This is a genomic window from Mesorhizobium sp. M0514 (assembly GCF_040321145.1).
In the GTDB taxonomy this organism is placed as follows: domain Bacteria; phylum Pseudomonadota; class Alphaproteobacteria; order Rhizobiales; family Rhizobiaceae; genus Mesorhizobium.
Genome location: NZ_JAMYQZ010000008.1, coordinates 60,739 through 76,586, shown reverse-complemented (window position 1 = coordinate 76,586; position 15,848 = coordinate 60,739). Strand labels below are relative to the sequence as shown.

Sequence of the window (15,848 nt, the reverse complement as noted above, 5' to 3'; positions counted from 1 at the left end):
TTCATTGCGACGCAATGCGTTGCCAAATGCGTGCCGCGGTGGCTATGAAGGGCGCCTTTGGCCGGTCCAACGGCCATGGGACGTGAATCACAACAACAAAAGACTGCGACACTAGGAACGATGATTGCGGCACTAAACGGCGCTGTCGACGATATCAGCAAGGCCATGAAGCTGCACCGGGTCTGGATTGCGCTTGCTCACGAAGACATCGGCGATCAGCATAGGCGCACGACGCTCGGCCCGCTTTGGCTGCTGGTCAACTACGTAGCGTTCGTCGGCACGTTCGTATTCGTGTTCCAGCCCGCCGGCAACGATGCTGCGGGCTATGCTGCCTATGTCGCCATCGGCCTTCTGGTGTGGTTCTACCTGATGGAGGTCATCAGCTTGAGCGTATCGCTCTTCAAACGCGAAGAGAGCTTCATAGAAGGTACCACGCTGCCGTTGTTTGTGTATGTGATGCGATTGGCGCTGCAATCAATTATCCGCGCGGGCTATGCGATCGTGGGTTGCGTTGTCATTCTGTTCCTGAGCGGGTCCGGGCTCAATGCTGGTTGGCTGTGGTCGCTCGCGGGACTGCTCATGATCCTGATTGCCACCCCAGCCGTTATCACGGTCTTCGCTTTTCTTGGCGCTTTCTTCCCGGACAGTGAGTTCATCGTCGGCAACATGATGCGGGTTGGCATGTTTTTTACGCCCGTTTTCTGGGTGTATGATGGGCAAGACGGCATTCAAAAATATGCCTATCACTGGAACCCGTTCACCTATTTTCTAGAGATCGTTCGAGTTCCGATCATCAGTGACGAATTGCCAATGCACGCTTTCGCTGTAACCGGCACCATCTCTCTGACTGTATGGGCGATTGCATTGCTGCTGCTTGGCCGGTATCGCAAGCAAGTCGTCTTCATCATCTGAGTTTTCGATGGTTTCCATAAAGTTGCACAATATTAGCTTGGTCTACAAACTGCATGAGAGGCTGACGCTTTCCGCGCCCGATCGGCGTGTGAGCGGGCCAGGAGGCAAAATTGAAGGCTCAGGCAGAAAGCAGTATGTGCAAGCTCTCGACGGCGTCAGTTTCGAGCTCAAGGCGGGCGACCGATTGGGCCTAGTTGGCCCAAACGGTGCCGGCAAGACAACACTTCTCAAGGTGCTTTACGGTATCTACGAGCCGTCGGCAGGAAGCATAGAGATTGAAGGCAAGGTCGACGCCTTGTTCAACATCAACATAGGCTTTCGCCGCGAGGCCACTGGGCGCCGGAACATCGTCTTGCGCGGATTGATCAACGGCTGGACGGAAGCCGAGATCGAAGAAAAAATGGAGGGCATCATTGCCTTCAGCGAACTCGGCGACTTCATTGACCTGCCGTTCAAGGCATACAGCCAGGGCATGGCCGCGCGGCTTGCGTTTTCAATGGCAACGTCGCTAGACCCGGAAATCCTTCTGATGGATGAATGGATCGGAGCGGGCGACGCCTCTTTTCAGGACAAGGCCAAAAGGCGTATGGACGAACTCGCGGAAAAGGCAGGCATCATCGTTCTGGCAAGCCATAATGAGAGCCTGATCGAAAGCGTGTGCACAAAAAAACTGACGCTCAAAAGTGGCCGGGTGGAATCGCTTACGACGAAGTCGGTCAAAACCTCACAAGTTGGAAAAACTGCTTTGTCGCGACCAAGATAAATTCTTGACGACAGGCTTCATCGCATCAAAAATCGCTGCCCCGCTAGCGCACCATGCCATGAAATTCGGTTAGCCACGTGTGAAGCTACTCTGGTTCTGCCATCCATTTTCGATACCCAAGCTCAAGACCTGACAGAAGAACATCGCCCAAAAGAGTGACAACCCGATGTGCAATTGCAACGGCAGTGGAGGTGGCCGCTGGTATGCCGATCGTCGTAAGGCCTGCGATGAAGACCGCCTCTCTAACACCCAATCCACCTGGCGCCCCTGGCACAACAAAACCAAGCAGCCAGCCAGCGGCTGACACGCCGATCACCATCTTCCACTCCATCGTGGGTCCGTACAGTACATGGACAAGGACGATGACGATTAAACCATTAGCAAGAAAAAAAAGAACATAAGAGGCGATACTTAGCGCCGCCATCGAAAAGGTGACGTGTCTGCGGCTCTGCTTGAAATATCGACCAGCAACAATAGGGGCCAGCACAAAAGCTGCTAGTCCACCTACAAGATAGGCTGCGGAGGCTAGATAACGATTTATTCCGTAATCCTCACCTGCCTGAAGCACAAAAGAGAATGAGAAAAGGAGTGCCACGCTTCCGGCAGCCAAGACCATCAAAACAATCTCCATCATCTGTGCGTAAGACAACGCTTCCTTTGAAGCACCCAATCGAGACGCCACGACAAAGCGGCCAACAAGGTGAACCACATTGGTTGGCAGATACTTATAGACTTGGGTACGCGCGAAAATACGCAGGGCAAGAAATGGAGCGATTGCCTTCTCTCCGACTGAGGCCAAGAGGGTGAACCAGGCCAGTCCAACAAGCTGTAGAACGAGCGCATAAAAAATCGCACCGGCCAAAACAACGGGGATGAACTGGGGTATCTGCAACATTTCGTAGAGCTGATCAGCGTACCCGTAGACGGAGCGCACAACAAAGAACATTGCGGCCACAGCAATGACAACACCGCCAGTACGAAGGATCTTAGCGCTTTGCATGAGCGTCGAACGGCTTCACAACCGATCTGCCGTCCGAATTCGTGACCTCAGCGATAATGTTCGGGTTGCGATCGTCGCCGCGAGTCGCAACGATCAACTCAGCCACCATGCCGAACAGAGTGAATTGCACTCCCACGATCATCAGGAGCGTCGAAACAAGCAGCAACGGGCGGCCGCCGATTGCTTCGCCGCCAAACCACCGTGCGCAGAGAAACAAGAAAATCATAAACCCGATCGCGAAGACGGCCATGCCGAGACCACCAAAAAGATGGCCGGGACGTGAATTGAACTTAGTGATGGTCACAACCGTCAGCAGATCCAAGAAGCCCTTCAGAAGGCGACCAATTCCGTATTTGGATTTTCCGAAGCGGCGAGGATGATGCTGGACGACGATCTCACTGACCTTGAAACCGGTCGCATGAGCTAGGGCTGGGATGAAGCGATGCAGCTCACCGTAGAGGCGAATGTTATTGAAAACCTCTCGGCGGTACGCTTTGAAACCGCAATTGAAATCGTGCAAGTCGACGCCGGAGACTTTCGCTGTCGCTCGATTGAAAAGCTTTGACGGCAGCGTCTTGCCGAGCGGATCATGGCGCACCTGCTTCCACCCCGAAACGACATCGGAACCAGCGCGGATTTCGTCCAGAAAACGTGAAATTTCCTTCGGGTCGTCTTGAAGGTCTCCGTCCATCGTGACGATGACGTTACCCAGGGCACTTGAAATGCCGGCCTGGAGCGCCGCTGCTTTGCCAAAGTTCCGCCGAAGGCGGATACCCTTTGCATGAGGATGGGCCTCAGTGGCGCTCAGAATCTCCTTCCAGGTATTGTCCCGACTCCCATCGTCTACAAAGATGATCTCTTTGAGCGAGGCTTCCGCCGCATCGATCTGCTCAAAGGCCGCCTCGATCTGGACAATGAGCTCCCGAACAGTGTCTTGCTCGTCCTTTACGGGCACCACTATCGATACAGTCTGCACGTCAGGCCCTCAATGTCAGAAGGGAGGTCTGGCTGGGGAATGGCAATGCCGGCGCCAATCCGCGCATCACCCGTTCCTGCAGGCCGCAGGAGTTGATGGCCTCGCGATATTCGAGCCTGTTGCTATTGTCGAACAGAATCATACCACCTGGCGACAGACGGCTGACCGACTTCGCCAGACAAGAGACCCTGGCTCGGCCATCGATCACAATAAGATCGAAGGTGCCTTCGACTTGATCAATCGATGACACGTAGTGATCGAACGAGCTTTCCGTATAGCCCTTGCGATTGGACCTGGCCTTGGTGGAAGTGGAAGTGGCTGTTGGTTCCACAACCCGAACGGCTATGTTCGGATAGGCGCCAAACATACTGCCCATGGTTCGCGCGAACGGAGCGTCATGCTCGACAGAATTAATTGAGGCGCTTCGTTTCGCCAGCCAAACGGTACTAGCGCCCGCACCAAATTCATAGACCCGGGCGCTGCGATTGCGTGAGGCCAGGAAAATGTCCACGGCATCAATCGCGGAGAACGTCCACCATGGCATGTCAAGTCGAACCAGGTCGGCGCTGTCGTAAATGCCAAATAGACTTCTGATCCAGAGTAAGCCGCGAATGTTCGATCGCTCCAAGCTTGCAAGTAGCCCACAGCAATCAGCAATCTTTCTCGCGAATCTTACAGCGCTTACGTAGGTATTTTTCAAAACTGAAGTCCGACTTCAATTGGTGTCTGCAATTTCGTCCATCCGGACGGCGTGACTAAACCTGCATATATCGATCGAAGGGCGGGCGGGCCAGACAGAAGTTGGAGATCGATGTACCCACTCCAGCCGTAGTCGTCACGTGGCCGTCCAAGGGCCTTTGCCACGTCCGGCCGGTGCATTCCTCCAAGTCCCAGCCCTACAACCGTTCCCTTGTCATCGAGGAAGGCAACGCAGCGGTAGGTGGAAAGGAGATCGCTGCCCAGTAATGGAGGCCGTTTGTCCGACTTGTCTGCGACCCAACCGGAGACGCGTGCCCACTGCGGATCTTGTGTTTTGGACACGGCATCTACAAAGCCCGTAATATTGTCCGGCTGGCTGGAGATAGCCATCTGCGTTCCCAGCGAGGGACAGCCAAAATCTCTTCCGTCGAATGGGACATGATTGAACTTCTTCAAATAGTCCTCAAGCGCATAGTACTGATCCGGCACTGGTGTAACGTACTGCATGAGGTCGGGGTCTCTGACACCGAGAGACAACGCCAACGTTGCGATGTCTTTTCCTTCAGCCCTTGCAAGAGCCTCCGCCAGCCGCGGCGTGCCATTCACCAGAATTATTGCGGCTGCGGTAGCAAATATCGCGATCGAGAAACGACGACCAAAAGCAGTATGCCGGAAGAGGCAAAGGCCTGCTCCAAACAATCCTACCCAGAAAAGTTCTGGAATGGTCGCATATCTGCTCGCCAGGGCTGCCGCGTCTCCCCACAAATTTGATCTACCAATTGCCGCCAGCCCACTCGTCATGGCCGCATACGCCATAACCGCAACCCAAAAGGCTGATCGAAAGCTGCTCTCGTCAGGCCGCAGAATGCGAAATCCCGCAATCAGGAAGGCTGCCACAATTGCGATTGCGCCAAGCGGAATTGCCGCGGATCCGGAAGTTACGATGCCACCACCGATGAACGTAAGGCAGAACAGAACAATCTGTACTGGATTGAAATTGCGTGAACCGTGTTGCGCGGGGACGTGCTGAAGCACCGCGATCATAATCACGTAGGCTACGCCTATCACGAAAATCGCGATACCAAGCCGCCTCGTTTTGTCTGAGCAAAATCCTTGGATGCCGATCGCGCACAATGCAGTGAGGCCAGTGCTGTAGAATTGCGCAGCAATGGCAGCCAAAGCTATCGCAACGACATAGCCATATGAATTATCGTGCTCGGCTGATTGCCAAAAAGCCAATGCAGCCAGGACCGTGAAGAGATTCGCGCCAATCCAGGCTACTCCGCTCATACCAAGAAAGAAGTTGTGTGCAGCGAGTGGACTGAAGACGAAAAGCGATACGGCTATCCCGATGACAAATGCTTCACACTTGGATTTCGTAGAGAGTGAGAGTGCATACGAAAGAGCGACAGCGATAAGAAGCGAGAAGACGGCGGTAATGGCTGAGAGGCCGAAATTGTCCCCGCTGGAGAGATGGAAATTCAGGAGATAGAAGAGCTTTGCGCCAGCAACGATATGCTCGTTCGATTTTGCATAGAGGTCCGATGCCGGTGGGAGCCCGTCCAGCGATCTGATCATCGGGGAGAAAATGTCCCAATAGTCATTGTCAGGAACCCCTCTCGCCTGCGCCGTCAGGATGAGCGCAACCAGGAAGAGCGCGATCGGCCCAAAGGAAGCAACCAGGAAAACGGGAACTGAGCGGCTGATAGAACCTGTACGAACGTCGGTCGACATCAATTCAATACCGTTGATCCTGAGATTACTGCATCTTGCCTTGTGGTAGTTGGCACCTCGCACAACACGCTGAGTTGCGCAACCACGAAGTCGACGCCTGGCCGGCGGAGCAACAGATGGGCCCGATGCGAAGCCCTACAAGCCGGCGCGGCCGAAACGCATCGATATTCACCCCATGCTGAGGTGCAGGAACGCCGATCGAATATATCGTAGCGGGGCAGTTACTTTCCACGATGTTGACTGCAGCAGGGCATCGTTCCTTGCTGTGAGGTACTGAATCTGCTGCTTGGCAGCATTGAGTTGTTTTGCGGCGTCGAAGTCGCACTTATCGTCTCGGCTTATGCGACTTTCACGCAACTCGCGCTCTGTCTCCTTGAGCAGATCGATGTCGGGTTTCTGCAGCGCTGGAGCGGCCTTCGAGAGGCTTATGTAGAATTCGTGCATACTTGGGCGGGGGGATTCATGCTTGTGAAAGGCCAGTTCGCCCGATTTGATGTATCCGAGTGAGCGAAGTTTCTTGATCAGATACCGGAACGACGTCGGCGTGAACTGCCATCCGTGCGCGTCGTGATAGTTGTCGCTGGCCTGTGCGCTTTCGAACATTGTCCTGGCTTCTTCGCCGCCTTGCACCAAATCGACGTCATCAAAGGTCGGCTCGATCCAGACGATCTGTTTCGCCTTGGTGCAAGTGTACGCGGCTTGGTCGAATATGATTCCGGGCGCGTGCCGTTTGCGTTGTTCTATGTACGCCTGCAGCGCCTGTCCAACAGTGGACAGAGGGCGCAATGCATCAAAGCAATAGCGTTTGTCCGGCACGGCCAGAACCAGCCGGCCATCGGGTTTCAGAAGGGTTTCACAGTCCTGGATAAACCGAACGATATCGGTCACGTGCTCGATGACATGCGAAGCGAAAATGAAATCGTACCGTTCCTTTTTGCCAATGACCTCAAGCAGGCTGCGTCCGTCCGAAACGTAGTCGACCTCTTCGATCTTTGATGCATTATCGCTATATTTCCTGCGCAGGGTCGCAGCATCGGCATGGTCGATCGTTTCGACGTTGAAGCCACCAGATTTTGGTAAGAGCGGGTTGTAGCTTGGACCGACCTCAAGGCCAAAGCCCCTCGAATCGAATAGTGAAAGCAGCAATTCTGTCCTGTCCATTTTTCCTCCCAATGCTAAGAGGCCGATGCCAATCAAATGTATTGATCAAACAAAGCCACGCATTTCTCTGCCTCCGGCTGATATGCATAGCATGCATATCTTCTGAAACAGGCGAGTGTTCAGCTTCTACCCTAGAAGGGGGCTACCATTGATCACAAGCCAGCCTTTGAAAATACATAAGAAACTCCATGAGCGATTCGTCATATGATTCCATCGCTGAACTGGATCCTCTTCAAGAACCCCATTTGAGTTCCAATGCCCTTCCGCCTCATGTCCGACAGAATTTCATCAATGTGGCCTTCATGACCGAGCTCCTGGAGACGAGCCTCAACATCATAGATTGAATACTGCAAGCGATATACGAGATCTCGTTTCAGAATCGGGCATCTCAGAAACTTCCGATATAGAAACCCGCCCGTGTGAATTTGGGAACGTCCCGATATTCGATTCAGTATCTCACCTTGTATCTCAATTCGCCGAGAGCCTTTGACTTCCTTCTTCTTGAAGCGAAGCGCGACCGGAATACTGGTGTTCATCGCAACCAATTCGCTTGACGTAAGATCCTTTAGGTGTGGTTTGATATCATTGGGTGAATAAATCAAATCTATTTCATTTGAACCCGGTATAATTGCTCTTGACAACCCAATTTCACCTGCATCTATAGCCCATTTTCTCGAATTAACAGGCAGATAATTTTTCCAGAACTTTATTGTTGCGGGGGAGTCCAGCACGCGGCGCGACATCGAAAAGCAGAACGATTGGATATGATAGAATATCTCCCAATTCTCGAATGCGGCGCATATGTCAGCTTTCGAGGTTGAGAGCCGCTGCATCATCTCTGTCAGACCTTCCCTGAAAAGATAGATGCTGTCGTTGAGATAGATCAGACGATCAATCTCAAAGTTCTCGCGCACGAAATGTGTTGCGTCCTGGAAACCGCCAATGTCGAATCCCGTATTATCTCGCGAGAGTATCCAACGACTTTGCGAAGAAAGCGCTGCCTTCATCGATTCGTTGAGGGCATGATTTGCAACCACAATGACATTTATTTCTGCTTCCGCAAACGCATCGAGAGCATTCCGGACGTACCATGGCAGACCATTTGGCTGCCAAATCAGAAAGATGGCAAATTTCCCATTCTCAAATCGACGACTGCCTTCAACGCTCTCCGTGATAAAGCTATTCTTCCCCGAAAAGCGACGCAGTAACGCAGAAACCACCTTTGGGTAGTGAAAGACGGCACGAGCACAATACTTGAGCGGAGTTGCGATCAACTTACCAATAAACTTTTTAATCGCCACGTTTCTACTTCCCCTTCACAATAATATTCCATGCCATTCTTGATCACCGGTGGCTCTTAGATCCAATCGCTAGTCGTCAACTACGCACGCTCCGCAGCAGCCAATTAATATATGCTGAAAGCGCTCGTAGTGGTCCGGTCACCCGCCAGCTTGTTGAGTCTCGCAATTCTCGAACGGCGAATTCGCTTCGCCTTAGCCTTTCCTCGATCGCGCTAGTGGCCTCTTGTGCTCGTGCAATCTCGTTGTCGCGGCTTTCGAGCTGTCGCACCCAATTCTCTCGGCTCAGCGCAAACTCCGCGTCGCGCTGTTCAATCTGTCGCTGCCACTCCTTGCGGCTCAGCGCAAACTCCGCTTCCGCCTGCCTTGCCGCCTGGACCGCAGTTCCGCGCTGGGCAACCGCTTGGCCAAGATGAGCGAAGGCGGATCGCACGGCCTCCCGCTCGCTATCCTGTTTGCCGGCAGCGAAAAGCGCTGCAATTGCCTTTGGATATTTCTTGCCAATTCCCAGAACGCCCAGTCCATGTCCATGCAAGAATTCGAAATGCGGCCGACCCGCCGAGACCTCGCTCCAAAGGCGAAAGACGCCGAAATCGCGCTCGTGCACATTCGTGTCGTGAAAGAGCACAATGGCGTTTTGCGTCAGTTTCGGCTGCCAGCTCTCGAAGTCACGGCGGACGGCGTCGTAGCTGTGCAGGCCGTCGATGTGCAGCAGGTCGATGCTACCGTCCTCGAAATCGTCGACGGCATCGTCGAAAGTTGACCGCATGAGGCGCGAGAAGTCAGCATATCTTGGTGCGTGGTAGGCGGCCAGATCGGAGTACACCGCTTCGTCGTAGAAGCCGGCATGCTCGTCACCCTTCCAGGTGTCGATTGCACAGCCGGTGCAAGGGAGGCTCAACAGCTCGATCGCCTGACAGGCTGCGCAATAAGAGACTCCGGTGTGCGTGCCAAGCTCGACAAACCGATTTGGCCGTAGCGCATCAAACAGCCAGAACATGAATGGAACATGCTCGATCCAGGCAGACGGAGCTACCTGGTCAGGGAACCGGAATGTCGTCGAGGTGAAGGGGATCATCGCTGCTTCACGATGCCAGACAAGCGCATGGTCTCAACAAGAGGAGGATAATCATCAACAAGGTTTTGCATCAGCCGGCGCACCACGGTCTCCGTCGATTGCCGCCAGTCCGGCGCGGTCCACCCAAGCGTATCAGCGAATTTCGCCGTCGACAGCCGTGAATTGGCGGGGCGCTTTGCCTTGGTCGGATAGTCGCTGGTCGCGATGTCGCGTATCCGCGCGTGCGGTCCACCAAGCGCCCGGCTTGTCTCCAGGATATGACGGGCAAAGCCGCTCCAGTTGGTCTCGCCGGTGCCGACGAGATGATAGATGCCGTAGCCGTCAAAGTCATCGCGCAACGTCGCCGCCGCATGCAGGATCGCGTCGGCAATATCAAGCGCCGACGTCGGATTTCCCCATTGGTCGGCGACGACAGCGATCTCGTCGCGGTCGCCGGCCAGCCGCAGCATGGTTTTCACGAAATTCTTGCCGAACGGGCTGTAGACCCAGGCCGTGCGCAGGACCAGGTGGCGCGGATTGGCAGCCGCCACCGCCAGTTCGCCGGCAAGCTTGGAAGCGCCGTAAACGCCGAGCGGCGCGGTGGCGTCGGTCTCGACATAGGCGCCGTCCTTGGTGCCGTCGAAGACGTAGTCGGTCGACAGATGGATGACGGGCACGCCGAGCCGGGCCGCCGCCTCGGCGACCTTGCCGGCGCCGACGGCGTTCACCGCGAAAGCAAGGTCTGGCTCGTCCTCGGCCCGGTCGACCGCAGTGTAGGCGGCGGCCGACACCACGATATCCGGCCGCGCGGCCGCGAGCGATTCGAACACCGTATCGGGCTGCGTGAGGTCGAGTGCCGGCCGGCCGACGGCGACGACCTCGATGCCATCGCGCCTCTGCCCGGCCTCCAGCAGGCTGGAGGCGACCTGACCGTCGCGTCCGGTGACAACCAGCCTCACGCCGCGCCCTTCCTGCCTTCAACCTGGCCATGGGACTGGACGTGCCCCAGCCGCTCGCCGGCATAGCACTGCTCGCGGATCGGTCCCCACCACCACTTGTTGTCGAGGAACCAGTCGACCGTCCTTGCCAGGCCGCTGTCGAAACTCTCCGCCGGCGCCCAGCCGAGATCCCTGCCGATCTTGGAGGCATCGATGGCATAGCGGCGGTCGTGGCCGGGCCGATCGGTGACGAAGCTGATCAAATCGCGGTAGCTCCTGCCGCCGCTGCGCGGACGCCTGATGTCGAGCAGGCCGCAGATCGTCTCGACGACGCCAAGGTTGGTACGCTCGGAATTGCCGCCGACATTGTAACTTTCGCCGGGCTGGCCCTTTGTGGCGACCAGTTCCAGAGCACGGGCGTGATCCTCGACGAACAGCCAGTCGCGCACATTGGCGCCAGCGCCGTAGACCGGCAGCGGCTTTTCGTCGAGCGCGTTGAGGATGACCAGCGGGATCAGCTTTTCGGGGAAGTGATAAGGCCCGTAATTGTTCGAACAGTTGGAGAGCACGACCGGCAGGCCGTACGTCTCGTGCCAGGCCCGCACCAGATGGTCGGATGCGGCCTTGGAGGCGGAATAGGGCGAGGATGGCGCGTAAGGCGTTTCCTCGACGAACATGCCGCCGTCGAAAGGCAGATCGCCGAACACCTCGTCGGTCGACACATGGTGGAAGCGGAAGCGGGCTTTCCTGTCGTCGCCAAGGCCACGCCAATATTCGAGCGCCGAATTCAGCACCCGGTAGGTGCCGACGATGTTGGTCTCGATGAAGGCGCCCGGTCCGTCGATCGAGCGGTCGACATGGCTTTCGGCGGCGAGGTTCATGACGACGTCGATCTCGTCGCGGTGGAGGATGTCGAGAACCGCCCGCTCGTCACAGATGTCGGCCTGCGCAAATTTGTAGTTGTGTGCATTCTCGATGGTGCGCAGCGAGGCCAGATTGCCGGCATAGGTGAGCTTGTCGAGATTGGTCACATGGTAGGCCGGATTGGCGCACAAATGCCGGCACACGGCCGAGCCGATGAAGCCGGCACCGCCTGTCACCAGAAAATTCATGGCGCTCTCCTCACATCGTCGCGCGTCATGCGAACACCTCGGCCTCAGCAAGCGCCGACGCCTTGAGGTCCTTGGCCGAGAGCTCGAAGGCGCCGGCCGGCGACGGCCAATCGATGCCGATATCAGGATCGTCGAAACGGATCGATCGATCATGCGCCGGCGAATAGGTGTCGGTGACCTTATACAGAACCTCGGTGTCCGGCACGAGCGTGACGAAACCGTGCGCGAAACCCTTCGGCACGAGGATCTGGTTGCCTTTCTCGGCCGATATCTCGAGCGCGACCCATTTTCCGAAGGTTTTCGAGCTGCGGCGGATGTCGACCGCCACGTCGAGAATGCGGCCTCTGATTACACGCAGCAGCTTGTCCTGCGCGCGTGGAGGCAGTTGATAGTGAAGCCCCCGCACGACACCTGCGGCAGCCGAATAGGAATGATTGTCCTGGACGAAACGCAGATCGATGCCGGCCTCGGCAAAGGCCTCGGCATTCCAGGTTTCGATGAAATAACCGCGCGCATCGCCGTGCCGCTTCGGCACGATTTCCAGCACGCCGTCCAAACCGAGCTGCCTGACTTCCAACACCCTATGTCTCCGTCAGCTCGGTGACACGCCGGCGCAGATAGGCGGCGTATTCGTTCTTGCCCAGGCGCGTGGCGCGCTCAAGCACCTTGTCGGCGGTCAGCCAGCCCTGCTCGAAAGCGATTTCTTCAGGACAGGCGACCTTGATCCCCTGGCGGTGCTCGATCGTGCGCACGAAGGAAGAGGCTTCATGCAGGCTGTCATGCGTGCCGGTGTCGAGCCAGGCATAGCCGCGGCCGAGCTGATGCACGTGCAATTTCCCGCGCTCGAGATAGACGTTGTTGACCGCCGTGATCTCGAGTTCGCCACGCGCCGAGGGCTTGATCGTCGACGCGATGTCGACGACCTCATTGTCGTAGAAATAGAGGCCGGTGACCGCCCAGTTGGACTTCGGCTCCCGCGGCTTCTCCTCGATCGTCAAAGCCGTGCCGCTGAGCTTGTCGAACGACACCACGCCGTAGCGCTGCGGGTCCTCGACATGGTAGGCGAACACCGACGCGCCGCTTTGGCGCTGCGCAGCAGTGCGGCAGAGCTGCGACAGGCCCTCGCCGAAATAGATGTTGTCGCCGAGAATCATCGACACATTATCCTTGCCGATGAAGTCGCGGCCGATGATGAAGGCCTCGGCAAGCCCGTTGGGCTGCGCCTGCTCGGCATAGGAGAATTCGACCCCGAATTCCGAACCGTCGCCCAGCAACTCCCGAAACACCGGCAAGTCGCGAGGTGTCGAAATGATCAAAATCTGGCGGATACCGGCGAGCATCAAGACGCTCAGCGGATAAAAAATCATCGGCTTGTCGTATATCGGCAGAATCTGCTTAGAGATCGCTAATGTAAGGGGATACAGACGCGTCCCGCTGCCTCCTGCAAGGATTATTCCCTTCAACAAGCTCTCCTTGAATTACCGGCCCCCGCCTCGAAATCAAGTTGCCCGTGCTTAGGTTTCGCGCAATGGCTTGTCAATTCAATCTCGGCCGTGGATCAGCGCCAGAATTGCTCTGCATCTGCCGCCTCGCGGCAATTTGACCGACCAGCACAGGCTGACGCTGCAATAGATGCGGCGATTTGGCAAACCGGCGTCCCGGCATCCTTTTGGATGCACAACAATAAAAAAGCCGGCGGGCCTTTGGCCCGCCGGCTCGTTGTGTCGTCCGGTTTTCAGGGCTGCTTGGGCAGCAGCGACCATACCGCCGGCACCAGGCTGGCGGCGAGCGCAACCTTGATCAGGTCGCCGAGGACGAACGGCAAAACGCCGAACTGCCACGCCTTTTCCGCGCCGATGAGGGTGGCCAGCCAGGCAAAGCCCATGGCCATCATGACGATTTCGGCGACCAGCATGGCGTTGAACAACTTGACCGGGTGGCGGTCCCAGCCGCGGTCGGCGGCCCAGCCGACAATGGCCGCCATGACGACGAAGCCGGCGAGATAACCGCCGGTGCCGCCGATCATGTAGGCGATGCCGATGCCCTTTTCAGGCGTGCTTTGGAAGACCGGGAAGCCCATGGCGCCTTCGGCCATGTAGAGAAGCAGGGTAGCGACGCCAAGCCGCAGGCCAAATGCGGTGGCGATCAGCAGGACGGCCAGCGTCTGCATCGAGATGTCGACCGGCCCGAGCACGACTTTCGTCTTGGCCGACAGGGTCAAAAGCAGCGTTCCGGCGATCGCGAGCAAAAGCTGGGTTGCCAGGCGCTGCGCGCCCTCCTGGGGCAAAGCGAGAGAAACAAGCGGACGCATCGTCGTTGCAAGTGCCATGGTCTTCCCCAATCCGGATTGCCGCAGATCGCGGCCTTGCGTTTTTCTATATTGGCTTCCGTGTTATGCGGCAATCAGTTTTGCCGTCTTCCTGAACAGAGATTCAACGACACCGCCATGGCGCTCAAATTCGACACCAGCTTCGATCCGGCCTATGGCGAGGGCGTCACCGTTGCGCCGGACGTCTTGCGCGTCACCGCCAAAAACCCCAGCCCGTTCACCTTTCACGGCACCAACAGCTACATCGTCGGGCGCGATACGCTGGCGGTGATCGATCCCGGCCCCGATGACGAGGCGCATTTCCAGACGCTGCTCAAGGTGATCGCAAACCGGCCGGTCAGCCATATCTTCGTCAGCCACACGCATCGCGACCATTCTCCGCTGGCCGCCCGGCTGAAAGCGCACACCGGCGCTATTGTACTGGCCGAAGGCCCGCACCGCCCGGCAAGGCCGCTGCGGATCGGCGAGATCAACCCGCTCGACGCCAGCGCCGACACGGTTTTCGTCCCGGAGATCGCGCTGCCCGACAATGCGCTGGTCGAGGGCGATGACTGGACGATCCGGACGGTGCTGACGCCGGGCCACACCGCCAATCACGCGGCATTTGCGCTCGAAGGCACCGGCATCCTGTTTTCAGCCGACCATGTGATGGCGTGGGCGACATCGATCGTGGCGCCGCCGGACGGAGCGATGGCCGATTACATGGCCTCGCTCGACAGATTGATCGCCCGCGGCGACCGCCTGCTGCTGCCCGGCCACGGCGGCCCGGTGACCGCGCCGCTCAGCTTCATGCGCGGGCTCAAGACCCATCGCAAGATGCGCGAACGGGCGATCCTCGAACGGATCCGGGGCGGCGACCGGACAATCCCGGACATGGTCAAGGCGATCTACAGGGACACCGACCCGCGCCTGCATGGCGCCGCCGGCCTGTCGGTGCTTGCCCATCTCGAAGACCTGGTGGCGCGCGGCCTGATTGCTACCCAGGGTGACCCGGCCATCGACGGCGTCTTTGTGCCGGTGGGGTAGAGAACTACTCGGCCGGAGCCGCACCCACCTGGCCCGCAACCTCCTGGTCGAGTTCGGCGAGGAACCCGACGATGCGCGCGGCATTGTCGCCGAGATCGTAGCGGCCGTAGCGGGAGGCCGAGCGCATGTCGACGACGATGGTGTCGCCATCATTGCTGACCCGGATGGCGACGTCGGCGGGCAGGCCGACGACGAAGCTCCGGGCCACGGCCGATATCGTCACCTCGTCTTGACCGTCGGTCACTGGGTATGGCGCGGTAAGTTGCCAATCGCGGCGGTCGAGCACGGTTTCAACGGCGTCGACGACGGTTTCGAAAGGCAGATTGTAGCTATGCCCGGTGACCAGCGGATAGGCGTCGGCCTGCAGGCGCGCTTCGCCCGGCGTTGGCAGCGCGAGCACGTTCATGTCCTTGGTGCGGTCGCTGGTGTCGAGCACTGGCGGATTGTCGAGGTCCGTCGTGATGTCCCTCAGGGGCGGCGTGGTCGCCGCCAAATAGGTGGCAAAGCCGTAGGGCGTCAGCACCAGCAGCGCCAGCAGGGCGCCGACCGAGAGGTCGCGGCCGCCACGGTCACCGAAATGCCACAGCCTGGACAGAGCGAGACCGGCAAACAGCAAAGCGAATGCGGCAAGCAGGGCGACGATCGCCAGCACCCACAGGAAGGCCGGCGTTTCCACCAGTTCGAAATGATGGCCGGCCAGCACGGTGAGCAGCAGGACCAGGGCAAAAGCGCCCGTGCGCCGCGACCAGCCGGCCGCCTTCGATGTCTGCCGCTCGTCAATTTCCATTGTCTTCAGCACCGCCCCAACCCGCACAGACGCTTAGAGCAAAGGATGCTCAAATT

16 protein-coding genes are annotated in these 15,848 nt (G+C 57.6%); 3 read left to right on the top strand and 13 right to left on the bottom strand.

Features of this window, described 5'->3' with window-relative positions; translation table 11 throughout:
* Window positions 1-57 precede the first annotated feature (57 nt).
* Both NKI61_RS05910 and NKI61_RS05905 read left to right on the top strand, forming a co-directional pair.
* Window positions 58-912 (top strand): ABC transporter permease, encoded by an 855-nt coding sequence (locus NKI61_RS05910; RefSeq protein WP_245259960.1) that lies wholly within the window; start codon window positions 58-60, stop codon window positions 910-912.
* A gap of 37 nt (window positions 913-949) precedes the next feature.
* Entirely contained in the window at window positions 950-1,675 is a 726-nt protein-coding gene (locus tag NKI61_RS05905; RefSeq protein ID WP_245270990.1) for an ABC transporter ATP-binding protein, read from the top strand.
* An 85-nt stretch (window positions 1,676-1,760) separates the two neighbouring features.
* Here the strand turns inward: NKI61_RS05905 and NKI61_RS05900 are convergent, their stop codons facing one another.
* The 12 genes from NKI61_RS05900 to NKI61_RS05845 form a co-directional block, all read right to left on the bottom strand.
* Entirely contained in the window at window positions 1,761-2,675 is a 915-nt protein-coding gene (locus tag NKI61_RS05900; protein ID WP_023742698.1) for a lysylphosphatidylglycerol synthase transmembrane domain-containing protein, read from the bottom strand.
* Entirely contained in the window at window positions 2,662-3,651 is a 990-nt protein-coding gene (locus NKI61_RS05895; RefSeq protein WP_031244211.1) for a glycosyltransferase family 2 protein, read from the bottom strand. Before NKI61_RS05895 ends, NKI61_RS05900 begins: the two co-directional genes overlap by 14 nt.
* Window position 3,652: 1 nt before the next feature.
* Window positions 3,653-4,351 carry an O-methyltransferase gene (locus NKI61_RS05890; RefSeq protein ID WP_352839003.1) on the bottom strand — a complete coding sequence of 233 codons (699 nt, stop codon included), beginning with the start codon at window positions 4,349-4,351 and terminating at the stop codon, window positions 3,653-3,655.
* On the bottom strand, window positions 4,348-6,084 hold the full coding sequence (locus tag NKI61_RS05885) for a hypothetical protein (RefSeq protein WP_352839002.1): 1,737 nt from the start codon (window positions 6,082-6,084) through the stop codon (window positions 4,348-4,350). The genes NKI61_RS05890 and NKI61_RS05885 overlap by 4 nt, the downstream gene beginning before the upstream one ends.
* Window positions 6,085-6,252: 168 nt before the next feature.
* Window positions 6,253-7,245 (bottom strand): class I SAM-dependent methyltransferase, encoded by a 993-nt coding sequence (locus tag NKI61_RS05880; protein ID WP_352839001.1) that lies wholly within the window; start codon window positions 7,243-7,245, stop codon window positions 6,253-6,255.
* Between the two features lie 200 nt (window positions 7,246-7,445).
* Window positions 7,446-8,546 carry a rhamnan synthesis F family protein gene (locus NKI61_RS05875; RefSeq protein ID WP_023752788.1) on the bottom strand — a complete coding sequence of 367 codons (1,101 nt, stop codon included), beginning with the start codon at window positions 8,544-8,546 and terminating at the stop codon, window positions 7,446-7,448.
* A gap of 76 nt (window positions 8,547-8,622) precedes the next feature.
* The gene (locus tag NKI61_RS05870) at window positions 8,623-9,621 is read right to left on the bottom strand and encodes a class I SAM-dependent methyltransferase (RefSeq protein WP_023752789.1); all 999 of its coding nucleotides are present in this window, start codon (window positions 9,619-9,621) and stop codon (window positions 8,623-8,625) included.
* On the bottom strand, window positions 9,618-10,559 hold the full coding sequence (gene rfbD, locus NKI61_RS05865; protein ID WP_352839000.1) for a dTDP-4-dehydrorhamnose reductase: 942 nt from the start codon (window positions 10,557-10,559) through the stop codon (window positions 9,618-9,620). Before rfbD ends, NKI61_RS05870 begins: the two co-directional genes overlap by 4 nt.
* Window positions 10,556-11,650 carry a dTDP-glucose 4,6-dehydratase gene (gene rfbB, locus NKI61_RS05860; RefSeq protein WP_352838999.1) on the bottom strand — a complete coding sequence of 365 codons (1,095 nt, stop codon included), beginning with the start codon at window positions 11,648-11,650 and terminating at the stop codon, window positions 10,556-10,558. Before rfbB ends, rfbD begins: the two co-directional genes overlap by 4 nt.
* A gap of 25 nt (window positions 11,651-11,675) precedes the next feature.
* The gene (gene rfbC, locus NKI61_RS05855) at window positions 11,676-12,230 is read right to left on the bottom strand and encodes a dTDP-4-dehydrorhamnose 3,5-epimerase (protein ID WP_023698136.1); all 555 of its coding nucleotides are present in this window, start codon (window positions 12,228-12,230) and stop codon (window positions 11,676-11,678) included.
* A gap of 1 nt (window position 12,231) precedes the next feature.
* Window positions 12,232-13,113: a glucose-1-phosphate thymidylyltransferase RfbA gene (gene rfbA / locus NKI61_RS05850; protein ID WP_023698135.1), complete on the bottom strand. Its 882-nt coding sequence runs from the start codon at window positions 13,111-13,113 to the stop codon at window positions 12,232-12,234.
* A 272-nt stretch (window positions 13,114-13,385) separates the two neighbouring features.
* A complete protein-coding gene (locus tag NKI61_RS05845; protein WP_352512872.1) occupies window positions 13,386-13,979 on the bottom strand; it encodes a biotin transporter BioY in 594 nt (197 codons plus the stop codon).
* 117 nt (window positions 13,980-14,096) lie between these two features.
* On the opposite strand from NKI61_RS05845, the gene NKI61_RS05840 reads away from it, so the two are divergent.
* Window positions 14,097-15,005: an MBL fold metallo-hydrolase gene (locus NKI61_RS05840; RefSeq protein ID WP_352838998.1), complete on the top strand. Its 909-nt coding sequence runs from the start codon at window positions 14,097-14,099 to the stop codon at window positions 15,003-15,005.
* Between the two features lie 4 nt (window positions 15,006-15,009).
* Here NKI61_RS05840 and NKI61_RS05835 read toward each other — a convergent pair whose 3' ends face one another.
* A complete protein-coding gene (locus NKI61_RS05835) occupies window positions 15,010-15,792 on the bottom strand; it encodes a DUF1499 domain-containing protein (RefSeq protein ID WP_023684603.1) in 783 nt (260 codons plus the stop codon).
* Window positions 15,793-15,848 lie beyond the last annotated feature (56 nt).

Coding starts and splice junctions, on each gene's coding strand:
- NKI61_RS05900 (WP_023742698.1), bottom strand. CDS start 2,675: ATGCAAAGCGCTAAGATCCTTCGTACTGGCGGTGTTGTCATTGCTGTG.
- NKI61_RS05885 (WP_352839002.1), bottom strand. CDS start 6,084: ATGTCGACCGACGTTCGTACAGGTTCTATCAGCCGCTCAGTTCCCGTT.
- NKI61_RS05880 (WP_352839001.1), bottom strand. CDS start 7,245: ATGGACAGGACAGAATTGCTGCTTTCACTATTCGATTCGAGGGGCTTT.
- NKI61_RS05870 (WP_023752789.1), bottom strand. CDS start 9,621: ATGATCCCCTTCACCTCGACGACATTCCGGTTCCCTGACCAGGTAGCT.
- rfbB (WP_352838999.1), bottom strand. CDS start 11,650: ATGAATTTTCTGGTGACAGGCGGTGCCGGCTTCATCGGCTCGGCCGTG.
- NKI61_RS05845 (WP_352512872.1), bottom strand. CDS start 13,979: ATGGCACTTGCAACGACGATGCGTCCGCTTGTTTCTCTCGCTTTGCCC.
- NKI61_RS05840 (WP_352838998.1), top strand. CDS start 14,097: ATGGCGCTCAAATTCGACACCAGCTTCGATCCGGCCTATGGCGAGGGC.
- NKI61_RS05835 (WP_023684603.1), bottom strand. CDS start 15,792: ATGGAAATTGACGAGCGGCAGACATCGAAGGCGGCCGGCTGGTCGCGG.